Origin of the sequence: Cognataquiflexum nitidum (genome assembly GCF_022538055.1) — a bacterium.
GTDB lineage: Bacteria > Bacteroidota > Bacteroidia > Cytophagales > Cyclobacteriaceae > Cognataquiflexum > Cognataquiflexum nitidum.
In genome coordinates this window covers 147,898-161,160 of the sequence record NZ_JAKZAM010000009.1, presented here as the reverse complement: position 1 = coordinate 161,160, position 13,263 = coordinate 147,898, and the positions used below count along the sequence as shown (strand labels likewise).

Annotated in this window: 11 protein-coding genes; 3 read left to right on the top strand and 8 right to left on the bottom strand. The window is 40.8% G+C overall.

Features of this window, described 5'->3' with window-relative positions:
- Positions 1–816: 816 nt before the first annotated feature.
- The 3 genes from MMU07_RS08340 (at position 817) to MMU07_RS08330 (ending at position 3,363) form a co-directional block, all read left to right on the top strand.
- On the top strand, positions 817–2,163 hold the full coding sequence (locus tag MMU07_RS08340) for a dihydroorotase (protein WP_241125402.1): 1,347 nt from the start codon (positions 817–819) through the stop codon (positions 2,161–2,163).
- A 15-nt stretch (positions 2,164–2,178) separates the two neighbouring features.
- Positions 2,179–3,015, top strand: a complete 837-nt coding sequence (locus MMU07_RS08335; RefSeq protein ID WP_241125401.1) for a DUF6671 family protein — start codon at positions 2,179–2,181, stop codon at positions 3,013–3,015.
- 156 nt (positions 3,016–3,171) lie between these two features.
- The gene (locus tag MMU07_RS08330) at positions 3,172–3,363 is read left to right on the top strand and encodes a helix-turn-helix domain-containing protein (protein ID WP_255737280.1); all 192 of its coding nucleotides are present in this window, start codon (positions 3,172–3,174) and stop codon (positions 3,361–3,363) included.
- Between the two features lie 57 nt (positions 3,364–3,420).
- Here the strand turns inward: MMU07_RS08330 and hisIE are convergent, their stop codons facing one another.
- From hisIE to MMU07_RS08290, 8 genes are all read right to left on the bottom strand, one after another.
- Positions 3,421–4,032, bottom strand: a complete 612-nt coding sequence (hisIE, locus tag MMU07_RS08325) for a bifunctional phosphoribosyl-AMP cyclohydrolase/phosphoribosyl-ATP diphosphatase HisIE (RefSeq protein ID WP_241125400.1) — start codon at positions 4,030–4,032, stop codon at positions 3,421–3,423.
- Between the two features lie 600 nt (positions 4,033–4,632).
- A complete protein-coding gene (hisF, locus tag MMU07_RS08320; protein WP_241125399.1) occupies positions 4,633–5,388 on the bottom strand; it encodes an imidazole glycerol phosphate synthase subunit HisF in 756 nt (251 codons plus the stop codon).
- 146 nt (positions 5,389–5,534) lie between these two features.
- Positions 5,535–6,953: a Glu/Leu/Phe/Val family dehydrogenase gene (locus MMU07_RS08315; RefSeq protein ID WP_241125398.1), complete on the bottom strand. Its 1,419-nt coding sequence runs from the start codon at positions 6,951–6,953 to the stop codon at positions 5,535–5,537.
- A gap of 54 nt (positions 6,954–7,007) precedes the next feature.
- The gene (locus tag MMU07_RS08310) at positions 7,008–8,105 is read right to left on the bottom strand and encodes a serine hydrolase domain-containing protein (RefSeq protein ID WP_241125397.1); all 1,098 of its coding nucleotides are present in this window, start codon (positions 8,103–8,105) and stop codon (positions 7,008–7,010) included.
- Positions 8,106–8,184: 79 nt separating this feature from the next.
- The gene (locus MMU07_RS08305) at positions 8,185–8,868 is read right to left on the bottom strand and encodes an ABC transporter ATP-binding protein (protein WP_241125396.1); all 684 of its coding nucleotides are present in this window, start codon (positions 8,866–8,868) and stop codon (positions 8,185–8,187) included.
- Between the two features lie 687 nt (positions 8,869–9,555).
- Positions 9,556–10,815 carry an ABC transporter permease gene (locus MMU07_RS08300; protein WP_241125395.1) on the bottom strand — a complete coding sequence of 420 codons (1,260 nt, stop codon included), beginning with the start codon at positions 10,813–10,815 and terminating at the stop codon, positions 9,556–9,558.
- Complete coding sequence (locus MMU07_RS08295; protein WP_241125394.1) at positions 10,812–11,897, bottom strand: efflux RND transporter periplasmic adaptor subunit; 1,086 nt, start codon at positions 11,895–11,897, stop codon at positions 10,812–10,814. Before MMU07_RS08295 ends, MMU07_RS08300 begins: the two co-directional genes overlap by 4 nt.
- Positions 11,898–11,963: 66 nt before the next feature.
- Positions 11,964–12,761 carry an SDR family NAD(P)-dependent oxidoreductase gene (locus tag MMU07_RS08290; RefSeq protein WP_241125393.1) on the bottom strand — a complete coding sequence of 266 codons (798 nt, stop codon included), beginning with the start codon at positions 12,759–12,761 and terminating at the stop codon, positions 11,964–11,966.
- Between the last annotated feature and the right edge of the window lie 502 nt (positions 12,762–13,263).

Sequence of the window (13,263 nt, the reverse complement as noted above, 5' to 3'; positions counted from 1 at the left end):
TATTTTGGTGAAAAGCTGTTTGAACGGATGGTTATTGCAGCTCTTCATCCTTACGTGCAGTGAAGCGGATACACATATTTTGTTTCTAAACATATCATATTCACAAATAATGCCTGAAATTAATTATCATTTGAAAATGGTTTTTTTATTGAAAAGCTCATGCCCAAGATCATAAAAAGAAAAAGACATTATTTGACACGCTTTCCAATTTGGTTTGTGGCTATCCTATTTTTCGCCCTTTCTCCTTACTTTATTGGTGTTTTGGGCAGTTGGCTGACTGAACATTACACAGGGCAACCCTGTCATGAAGGAAATTGTGGTTGGATGGTTCTCCCCTTTTTCACCTTCATCACCTTACCAATGGGAGCTCTTGGATTGTTGATTTTTTTAGTAATTGTACTTCAAGATTCTTTGGAAATTTGGGGCAAGCAAAAATGAGTTTTTTTTATATGGGTATCCGCAATATTGCACATTGGCTTTAGTCCTCTCAATCGGGTGTGGATTCTCGTTTAGAGGTGACAGACCACCATCCACGGCTATTCGTTCCTCAACTATTATGCTTTAAACTACCTGCAATCAAGCGTCAATAAATAGTATTTAAAAAGAAATTAATCCCTATTAAGTAGAGTACAAATGTCGGAATCGATAGAGTTTATCAATTCAATTTAGCCTTGTCAACATTGAAAAAAGGCAAAGCTTTCTTAGTTGCTCTCCTTGGAATTAGATCTGTTTTGATATTTCTTTGCTTAAGAAATTAGATCGAGTACAAACAGCTTTTCAAAAGACAAATTCCCCAGATAAGATAAAGAAATTAAGATGGCCGCAAGAACTTTAATAAAAAATGTAAGCATCGTAAACGAGGGACAAATAACCATCTCCGACATACTCATTGACAAAGGGATCATTCTAAAAATTGGGCAAATCCTAGAAACAGATCATGCCACTGTGATTGATGGGACAGGTAAGTATTTGTTGCCGGGCATTATTGATGGACAGGTACATTTCCGAGACCCGGGCCTGACGCACAAAGGAGACCTTTATACAGAAAGTAAAGCGGCGGTTGCAGGTGGTGTCACTTCCTTCATCGATATGCCCAATACCAATCCTAACGTATTGACGATGGACATCCTGAATGAAAAATACCGGATTGCCTCGGAGAAGTCTTTGGCCAACTTTGGTTTTTTCTTGGGTGTCAATGGGGACAATCTCGATGAAGTCATCGCACTAGATACCACAAAACTTTTGGGAGTCTCCGATGACGGGTTATACTTTACCAAAAAAGGAAATCTTCTCGCTGATAATCCCGATACGATGGAAAAGCTGTTTTCGAATTGCAAATCAATTATTGCTATTCATTCTGAAAAGGAACAAATCGTAGAAGAGAATGAAAATATCTTCCGCGAAAAATATGGTGAAAATATCCCGGTGGAATGTCACCCGCTGATACGAAGTGAAAAAGCTTGTTATGAAGCAACCAAAAGAGCGATTGAAATTGCCAACAAACACAAAGCAAGACTTCACATCCTACACTTGACTACGGCAGCCGAGACACATCTTTTTCGTAACGATATTCCTTTACAAGAAAAAAATATAACCACCGAAGTCTCGGTTCACCATTTATGGTTTTGTGACAAAGACTATAAAAAATTGGGGACGCTGATCAAATGGAATCCTGCCATAAAAACCGAAGCAGACCAAAAAGGACTTTTGAAGGCATTATTGGACGACAGGATTGATCTTGTCACCACCGACCATGCACCGCATACCTTAGAAGAAAAGCTGAAACCCTATTTCCAATCCATGTCAGGAGCGCCTATGGTGCAACATTCGTTAAATTGTATGTTGGAGTTTTATCATCAAGGGCTTATATCTTTGGAGAAAATTGTTGAAAAAATGTGCCACAACCCTGCAGCACTGTACAGGATCCAAAAAAGAGGGTTTATCCGGGAAGGCTATTCTGCGGATTTAACTTTGGTTGACCTCAACTCAGAATGGACTGTATCAAAAGAAAACATTCTATATAAATGCGGTTGGTCTCCTTTGGAAGGAACAACTTTTCATTCCAAGGTGATAAAAACTTTTGTAAATGGAAATTTGGTTTTTGACAATGGCTCTTTTTCAGAAAAGGCAAAAGGTCAGGCTTTGTCCGTGGAGGAAAACTAGAGAATCTGAGTCACAATGTTCCAAGGCCGAAGGTTACTCATTGCCACCAAACATAAAAAAGAACGCGTCATTGGCCCTCTTGTAGAAAAAGCATTAGGGGTTTCCTGCTTTGTCACTCAAAATTTTGATTCAGATGTTCTTGGGACCTTTACTGGAGAAGTAGACCGCAAACATGATCCTATTACCACAGCCCGGCAAAAATGTTTGATGGCGATGGAAATGACAGATTGTGATTTAGGCATTGCCAGTGAGGGATCGTTTGGTCAGCATCCATCCTTATTTTTTGTCAATGCAGATGAAGAATTTTTGATTTTTATCGATAAAAAAAACAATTTGGAAATTATCAGCAGAGAGTTGAGTGCTGAAACAAACTTTGACGGCAGAGAAATCCAAACAGAGGAAGGGCTTTTTGACTTTGCCAATTCGGTTGGTTTCCCCTCCCATGGCCTCATCCTTCGCAAAGGAAGAGAAGAAAACACGGAAATTTTTAAAGGCATTACAGATGAAAAACAATTGGTAGAAGTGTTCAGAAAACTTCATCAAAAATACGGTTCTCTTTACGTAGAAACAGATATGAGAGCTTTGTATAACCCAACTAGAATGGGCGTCATTGAGGTTGCTACAAAAAAATTGTTAGACAAAATAAGTTCCCTGTGTCCTCAATGTAGGATGCCTGGCTTTGGTATTACCGATGCCAAAAGTGGATTAAAATGTAGCCTATGCGGGTCTCCGACCCGATCTACATTATCTTACATTCGCCAATGTCTTCATTGTCACTATTTCGAAGAAGAAATATTCCCCCACAAAAAAACCGAAGAGGATCCTATGTACTGTGACTTTTGCAATCCATGACATCGGTGGGGAGAAAACTTAAAAAACAATATTTCGATGAACAGGTAAACAGAAAATAGGAAGTTAACTTCTTTTTCCGCTCATTTAGATGAACAGTAGGGGAAAAAAGGTGCCGACCAACGAGAAAAATACGAGGAGGAATTTAAAACTTTCAAATTGGGAGTAATAATTCGAGAAATTCGTAAAGAACAAGGTATGACTCAGGCACAGCTTGCAGCAAAATGCGGTACAACAAAAACGTACATTTCCCGAATTGAAAACAATGCAAGTGATATTAGACTTTCTACACTGATGCGGATAGTGAGAGAGGGTTTAGGTGGAAACCTAAAATTAAGCGTGACTCAATAAAATTGTGCTTTGCAACTTCGCCCAAATCCTAAATGCGGAATAATCCTTCTTCAAGTATTATTTACCTCCCTTATGCCTCTTAATCAGGACTTCCATCACTTCATCGAGTTCGATATCTTTGGCTTCAAGGAGGATGAGGTAGTGGAAAAGCAAATCGGCGGCTTCTCCTAAAAATAAGTCTTTGTTGTCGTCTTTGGCTTCAATGACAATTTCAACTGCCTCCTCCCCCACTTTTTGGGCGATCTTGTTGATGCCTTTTGCAAAAAGCGAAGCGGTATAGGATTTTTCAGTTGGGTTGTTTTTGCGGTCTTTGATGATGTCCCGCAGTTGGTCGATAAAATAGGTTTTACTTTGATTTTTTTCCGACCAACAGGTATCATCGCCTTTGTGACAGACAGGTCCGACGGGATTGACCCTTACCAAAAGCGTATCATTGTCACAATCGAGTTTGATGGATTTGAGCATCAGGAAGTTGCCGGAGGTTTCACCTTTGGTCCAAAGGCGCTGTTTAGTCCGGCTGTAAAAAGTGACTTTTTGGGTAGAAATGGTAAGGTCCAAAGATTCTTGGTTCATATAGCCAAGCATGAGTACCGCACCTGTCACTTCATCTTGAATGATGGAAGGAACAAGCCCGTCTACTTTGTCAAAATCTATGTTAAGGTTATTCATTTTTAATTCCAATTGGTTTATAGGCGAAAGAAAGAAGGTTGAAATAAAGTAGAAATAAGGTAGATATAAATGGAAATAAGGTCAATAGGTGAAGCTTATATCAATTTATTTCGCGAAGCATATTTCAACATTATTTCTCTTAATTGATATATGGTGGAAATAAGGTTGATATAAATAGAAATAAGGCCAAGCGGAGAAGCATATTTCAATTTATCTCGCGAAGCATATTTCAACCTTATTTCTATTAAATGATATATGGTGGAAATAAGGTAGATATAAATAGAAATAAGGCTGAGTCGAGAAGCATATTTCAATTTATTTCGCAAAGCATATTTCAACATTATTTCTCTTAATTGATATATGGTGGAAATAAGGTAGATATAAATAGAAATAAGGTCAATAGGTGAAGCTTATATCAATTTATTTCGCGAAGCATATTTCAACATTATTTCTCTTAATTGATATATGGTGGAAATAAGGTAGATATAAATAGAAATAAGGCCAAGTGGAGAAGCATATTTCTATTTATCTCGCGAAGCATATTTCAACATTATTTCAGTTTTTATATCGCGAAGCATATTTCAACATTATTTCATTTATTTACTTCCTTATAGATATTCCCTCTGAATTCAAATAAGCTTTAAGTTCAGGAATTGGAATTTCCTTAAAGTGGAAAATACTTGCCGCCAAGGCAGCATCCGCCTTGCCAAAGGTAAACACATCTTTGAAATGTTCGCTGTTTCCAGCACCACCCGAAGCAATCACAGGAATCGAAAGCATGGAAGAAATCTCGGCAGTAATTTCGTTGGCAAATCCTCCTTTGGTTCCATCATGATCCATTGAGGTCAGCAGGATTTCGCCAGCGCCACGGTCACAGACTTCCTTGGCCCAAGCTTGTGTTTGGAGAATGGTAGGCTTTCTTCCCCCATGGGTATGGACAAAGTCTATCCCATCGACATTTCGGGTATCAATCGCCACCACCACACATTGACTGCCAAATTCCTGAGCCATTTCATTGATAATCTTTGGATTGTTGACAGCTGCGGAGTTGATGGATATTTTGTCCGCACCTGCATTGAGCAGAACTTTTACATCCTCCACAGTGGAAATTCCACCACCGACTGTAAATGGGATATTGATAGCCTTTGCAATCTTGGTAACCAATTCAGCCAAGGTTTTACGCTTGTCCACTGTGGCTGTGATATCCAAAAAAACAAGCTCGTCGGCCCCCTCATCGGAGTAAATTTTGGCCAACTCCACCGGGTCTCCGGCATCGCGCAACTGTATAAAATTTACTCCTTTGACTGTTCTGCCGTCTTTGATGTCGAGGCAGGGGATTATTCTTTTTGTTAACATTTTTTTACGACAAAAGACTTGAGACTTGAGATTTGAGACGGGAGACAAAAAATCCAAGACTGGAAAGCTGGCAATTTGGTCGACCTTAACTTTTCAACTTTAAAACCTTCCAACCTTTCGAACTTTTTTCTTTTTACCAATTTTGATCAAGGAAAAATTCCCAAATCGGTATAACTCACCGCAATTCTCTCCAAAGCCAGGATAAATCCAGCAGTCCTGAGGCTTTTGATATTTTTTTCCTGCCTCACTTTATTCATGGCATGGTAGGCATTGACCATGGTCTCTTCCAAACCGGAAAGAACCAAGTCCCTTTCAGATGCTCCTTGGATCAACTGTTCTTTTTCATCATCTGTAAACTCCTCCCCGGTGGCATTTTCGATCGTGCCGAGAAGTTTCCTGTATTTTTCTTGGTCATAGCGCTTTTCGAGTTTTCCAAAAGACACACGGGAAAGGTTTTTGAGCCATTCGAAGTAAGAAACGGTCACACCGCCAGCGTTAAGGTACATGTCAGGGATGATCATTATACCTTTTTCGAGCAGTATTTTTTCTGCTTCTTGAGTAACAGGTCCATTGGCAGCTTCGCCTATTATCTTGGCTTGGATCTTCGCAGCATTGTCTTTGGTGATTTGATTTTCTAATGCTGCGGGCACTAGGATGTCACAGGCATAGGTCAGTAATTCTTTGCTTTTCTCTATGAATTCTCCTGAAGAATAGCCTTTAAAACCTCCTGTTTGGGTTTGGTATTTTTTCAAAGCCTCAATATTGATCCCCTTTTCATCGTAGATACCACCATTCCATTCCGCGATGCCGATCACTTTTGCACCTGCCTCGCTCAGGTATTTGGCTGAATAAAAACCAACATTTCCCAATCCCTGAACAATGACTGTTTTTCCTCTCAGTCCTGTAGACAGACCCAGTGCAGCCATGTCCTCAGCAACACTGACAGCCTCCCGGATTCCAAAGAATACTCCCTGTCCAGTAGCTTCGGTCCTACCATCAATTCCGTGTTGAGAAAGTGGCTTTCCTGTAACGCAACCTTTGGCATTGATGACTTCGGGATTGAAAGCCTCATAAGTATCCACAATCCAAGCCATTTCGCGGGCACCCGTACCGTAATCAGGCGCAGGAACATCAATGGCCGGACCGATAAATTTCTTTTTGATCAGTTCTGAGGTATATCTCCTCGTAATTCTTTCGAGTTGATTGACAGAATATTTCTTTGGATCAATGCTGACCCCGCCCTTGGCTCCACCAAAAGGAACATTGACCAAAGCACATTTGTAAGTCATCAGGGAAGCAAGTCCTTTTACTTCCTCTTCGTCCACATGGTCGCTGAATCGGATACCGCCTTTGCAGGGAAGTTTGTGATGGGAATGCTGGATCCTATATCCTGTGAGGGTTTCGTAAGTCCCATCATCGTTTCGGATCGGGAAATTGAATTTATAAATACTGTTGCACTCTTTGATCTGCTCCAATAACCCCGGATGTATATCCATGTACTTGGCTGCCTCATCCACAAACCCACAAACATCCTCAAACAAACTGTATTCGGTCTTCTTGCTCATAAAAACTGGTATTTTGGTTATGCCCCGAAGATACAAATCATTTGACTGAAGTGCTTAATTGGCAGGAATGATATTTCGCAGGATAGCCCAGATATCATCCAAAAAAATAAAAGGAACCAAAGCCTGATCCGGACTTTCTCCCATTCGCACGAGCACGAGGTTTTGAGAAGGAACCACACATATATACTGTCCATCTTTGCCCATGCCACAATACATATCATCAGGACCATTTGGTGCATAGGAACCGGGAACTTTGATCTGAACCGTGGGAGGCATAAAAGAGTCTGTGCCATTCAGCCACCAAAGATAGCCGTAGCCTTGGTTGATGTTTTGGGAGGTACTTACCATGTCTTTCAGGTAGTTTTTGTCTTTGATGATGCTTTCTCCGTCCCAGTCACCATTTGCCAAAATCAAAAGACCAAATCTCGCCATCGATCTGGCATCGCTGAAAAAAACATTGTTGAATTCTATCCGCTGCCATGCCCCTGTCATACCGATTTTTGACCCGAGTTTTTCATTGAAATATAGGGGGAAGGTTTGTCCTGTTCCACCTTCAATCACTTTGTCCAAAAGCGTGTAAGGAGCGTTGTGGTATGCCCACCTTGTGCCCGGTTCAGCTTTATAGAGAAGCGCCTCCGGTGAAAAATTATCCCGACTAGCCACTCCATCGTCCAAGCCTGATGTCATGGTCAATTGGTGCCAGACTTTGATTTTTTCTTCCTGAGCAGGAGTCAGGGAAGTCCAGCCTTTGCCCAAATAATCAGAACTTGGCTTTTGAATGTCAAGTTTTCCTTCTTCCTGTGCGATTCCTGTCAGGGTTGCTGTGAGGGTTTTGCCTGCTGATGCCCAATACCACAGCGAACTTTGGTCAAAGGGCTGTGCTCCGGTAATTTTGGTGCCAAAATATTCCTCTACGACGATCTTTCCGTCTTTGAGGATGATAAAGGCACGTGAACTGTTACTTTTTAATAATTGCTTAAGCTCTTCTAATTTTTGTAAATCCCAATTGAGGGAAGCGGGTGTGGTGGTCTCCCAGGTATTGCCGGACAAAGGAGGGAAATACAAGGCTGAGGGGTTGGAATTGGGAGTTTCTTTTTCGGTACAGGAAAATAATACTGCCAAAATAAGGAGCAAAAGGGGTGAATTTTTCATGGGTGTGGAGATAGATTTTTTTAAAAAAAAGATTTGATCATTAGACACTTACAAAAGTGTCAGGTTTAAAAACAAAAGTTTATTGTTTGATAATATAGCCGTCCTCCATTTCAATGATTCTGTCTGTACCTGCTGCAAATTCTGCATCATGGGTGACGATAAGCATAGTTTGTTTGAATTCCTGCGCCAGTTCCTTGAAAATATTGAAGACAATATCGGAGTTTTTTTTGTCAAGATTGCCGGTCGGCTCGTCACCCATGATGATGAGAGGATCATTCATCAAAGAGCGGGCGATAGCGACTCTTTGCTTTTGCCCACCGGAAAGTTGGTTGGCTTTCTTCAGTGCATGGTCCTGCATGTCAAAAATTTTCAGCTTTTCCATGGCGATGTGTTCGAGTTCGGGCTGGGATTTCTTGTTGAGTTTTAGGCCAGGGATCATGACATTTTCCAAAACTGAAAATTCATTGAGCAAATAATGGAACTGAAAAACGAATCCGATTTTTTCATTCCGGATTTTGGAAAGGTAGCTTGGGCTTTTTCCGCTGATCACCTCACCGTCAATCGACAATTTACCCTCATAATCCGTATCCATGGTACTGAGGATATAAAGGAGGGTTGATTTGCCACAACCAGATTTTCCCATGATGGACACGAATTCTCCTCGGGTCACCTTAAAAGTCACCTCCTTCAGCACCTGGGTTTTATCAGGACTGTAAAAGTACTTGTTTACTTTTTCTGCTTCTAGGACAGGTGTTTCCTGCATGGTAGTGGTTGTAGTTGTTGTAATGGTTGTAGTCGTTATAATTGTTGTAGTGGTTCTAATTGTTGTCTGCTTCGCGTTGTCAGGTTATCGGGTTAAGAAGCCGTTATTTTTGCAAGAATGGTTCAAGTCTCTGACTTGGACCTGAATATTGCAGTCTTAGACTGCTGTGAAGTAAGCCAAGAATGGTTCAAGTCTCTGACTTGGACCAGAATATTGCAGTCTTAGACTGCTGTGAAGCAAGCCAAGAATGGTTCAAGTCTCTGACTTGGACCTGAATATTGCAGTCTCAGACTGCTTTGAAGCAAGCCAAGAATGGTTCAAGTCTCTGACTTGGACCTGAATATTGCAGTCTTAGACTGCTTTGAAGCAAGCCAAGAATGGTTCAAGTCTCTGACTTGGACCTGAATATTGCAGTCTTAGACTGCTGTGAAGTAAGTCCAACAAAACTATTGAAGTCCAAGTCTGAAGACTTGAACTAGATTTACAAACTATTGAAGTCCAAGTCTGAAGACTTGAACTAGATTTACAAACTATTGAAGTCCAAGTCTGAAGACTTGAACTAGATTTACAAGCTACTGAAGTCCAAGTCTGAAGACTTTAACTAGGCCTGCACTCGAACTAACCTTTCTATGACTGCGACTTGTCTCTCGCTTCTCGTCTCTCGGATCTCGCCTCTCGGACCTCGCCTCATTTCCCCCTAATTATCTCCACCGGATCCACCCCACTTGCTTTGCGGGCAGGGAAATATCCAGCAAAGTAAGTTGTCACAATACTGAATATTGCCGCGATGATATAATACTTGGGATTGAAATCCACCGGAAAGGTTTTGACCGTCGGAAGCGCCTCCGTCTCAAAAGGGATCCGCTCAATTCCCAAACCGGCCATAAATCCAAGAATCAATCCGATAGTTCCTCCTACAAAACCGATGGTCAAGGCGATGGTTATGAAAATATTGTTTACATCCCTGCCCGAAAAGCCAATGGCCTTCAGGATGGCGATGGTATCCATTTTTTCATAAATCATCATGTTTAGAATATTGTAAATCCCAAATCCTGACACAATCAGCAAGGTAATCCCCACCGCGTAGCTGATCAAAGTCCTGATATTTGTCCCTGTTTCAAATTGTGCATTTACAGTCTGTATATCATCTGCATCGATACCAAAGATATCCCTGTAATCCCGTGCCATACCGGGAGCAAGGTTGAAATCCTTCAATTTGACTTGGATATCAGTCACGTAGGAGGCTGTTTCACCGAGCATTTTCTGTACAGTACCAATGGAGGCGTAAGATTGCACATTATCTAAATCTCCCAAACCGGATTGGTAATAACCCACTACCTTCAATTGGACCCTGTTGCCCTGAGAAGTGGTCGCTTGGATGACATCTCCGATTTCGGCCATCATCCGGTCCGCTGCGCCTTTTCCCAGAATAATGCTGTTGGAGGTGTTTTTCAAATCAATATAATTCCCCGCTGTCACGTAATCTGTGAAAGCAAAAAGTTTGCTCTCGGCTTCGACATCTATGCCGTTGATGACACCGGTGATGTCAATGGTACCAACATTATAAAAAACCTGTGCGGATAACTTTGGTGCTACCCCCAAAACCCTTGGATCTTCTTCAAGTGTCCTGATAATGGCCTCATTGTTATAAATGCTTAAGCGGCTGGCAGCAGGTTTGACTGACCTGATGATATTGTAAAAGTTGCTGAATTCATCGGCAAGGTCGATTGGCTGATTCGCCGTTGGTTTGATTTCATTGTAAAAACGAATATGGGGTGTGCGGTTGAGGATCAAGCCATCCAAGAGTTTGTTCAAGCCGTTCATGAATCCCAACAAAGCCACAAACATCGTGATGCTGAATACCACACCTACTGCAGCTATCATGGTTTGTTTGAACCGGGCAAGCATCAGCGCCTTGGCTATTTCTAGGATAAGGGAAACTTTCATTTGGCAGGTTTGATTACGGCAGTTGTCTCATCTATTCCTTCCGATATTTCCGCTTTTTGGAGATCCTTGAGTCCCAATTTGACAGGCAAAGTGTCGCCTTCAGCGTTGATCACAAACCTATCATCCAAAATATACGACCTTGGCAAAATCAGCGCGTTTTCTTTCACCTCTATCACAATATTGGCTTCCAAAGTAAGGTTAGGATACAAAACAGCCGGAGCATACACAAAAATCCCTTCCACCAAAAAGCTTTTGGACGCTTCATTCATCAAAGGATTGATTTTGGACACTACCGCCTCGAATGTCTCTCCCCTGTAACTGTCCATGATCACGATGATCTTTTGTCCTAATTTTACCTTGACGATATCGTATTCATCCACCTGCATCTCGAGGACAAACTCATCAGCACTTCCCAAAACAGCCAAGGGTGTTTGGGCATTGACCATTTCTCCTTTTTCTTTGAGCAGGTCATACACCCTGCCGTTAACCTCACTTTTCAAGATCAGGTCACTTTCCAAAGCCTTGGAGATGGAAAGGTTTTTACCGGCACTTTTCTCGTTGTATTCTATTTCCCTTTTGACATCCTGATAGTTCAACTTGGCACTTCGAAGTGCATTTCGGGAATTTTCGAATGCCAGTTGCCTTTGTTCCAAATCTACTTCCGAGCCTACCCCCTGATCTTTTAACCTTTTTTGTCTTTGGTAAAGCAATGAATCGTTTTGCCAAATATTCTCGGCATTTTTAATGTTGTTTTCCAATTCTCGCAGCCGGGATTGATTCGCTTTTCGGTCTGCAAATGCCCGTGTCAGTTCGGCATTTTCCCTATTCAGTCTTGCTGTTTCGTTGTATATCGCCAAGATCGGGCTTCCTATTTTTACAGAATCTCCTTCACTGACAAATATCTCCTGAACAATCCCGTTTGCATTGGCAAAAGCCTGGTATTGGTTTTGTGCTTTGATGAGACCGGAGGCATAGACGGATTCCGAAATATTTTCTCTTTTTGGATAAATAGACTCTTGAGAAGAATCACAGGAAAAAATTAAAACAGATAAACCTAAAAAAATAGCATTGAAGTATTTCATATCAGACAGGTTTGAGAACCTGAATTTACAGGATTATTAATTATAATAGGTTACACTTTTTCTATTTTAATTCCCCATTTTTCCGATTACCCACTCACCCAAATTAGGGAAATGTTGACCGATAAAAGCAATTAATTTGCCATGTCCGGTAAAGACATAAGATTTTTTCCGCCTCGAAATGGCACTGACCATTACCCGGGCAGCTTTGTCTGTTGGCCACATGAGATTTTTCGGTCTTGGGTCTTTAACTTCAGGATGAAACACACCGTCATTGTCCACCCTCGTGATATCGGAATCCACAAATCCCGGGTGTATGACAGTACAGCTGACACCTGTTCCTTTCAATTCCAACTGTAAAGTCTGTCCAATGGAACGGACGGCAGCTTTAGATGCGCCGTAGGCACCGGTCTTGGGATTGGGTACATAAGCGGCCACACTCCCAATAAGCACCAACCTTCCTTTGCTTGCTTTCAAATAAGGAATCGCTGCTTTGGCAGTAATCGCCAGTCCCGTGACGTTGCCATCCATCTGCCTCCGCCATTCTTTGGCAGACAAATCTTCAATCTTGCCAAAAACCCCATAACCTGCATTGGCAATTGCAACATCTAATCTACCAAATTGACTGATAACTTTCTGAACAGCTTTTTCGATTTCAGATTCCTCAAGTACATCGCAAGGAACCAAAATACCTTCTACACCCAGGGCTTTTATTTGAAGAATTACTTCTTCCAGTTTATCAACCCTCCTTGCACTTAATGCTAGTTTTGCTCCTTGCTTGGCAAATTCCAGGGCCATGTATTTCCCCAATCCCGAGGAAGCGCCGGTAATCCAGATGACTTGGTTTTGAAAAATTTTTATAGACATAAGATTGGAGATTGTAGAAATTTTGAAATAAGGTAGAAATAAATTGAAATATAATTGAAATAAAAAGGTATCAATTATTAGATATTAATGGATATTAGATATTAGTTGATATTGGATGGCTAAATTGATATATGGTTGAAATACATTGAAATAAAGTGGAAATAAAAAAGCATCAACCATTAGATATTAATTGATATTAGATATTAGTTGATATTGGATGGCTAAATTGAAATATGGTAGAAATACATGGAAATATAATTGAAATAAAAAAGCATCAACCATTAGATATTAATTGATATTGGATATTAGTTGATATTGGATGGCTAAATTGAAATATGGTTGAAATACATGGAAATAAAGTGGAAATAAAAAAGCATCAACCATTAGATATTAATTGATATTGGATATTAATTGATATTGGATGGCTAAATTGAAATATGGTAGAAATACATGGAAATATAATTGAAATAAAAAAGCATCAAACTTGATGTTTATTGGATTA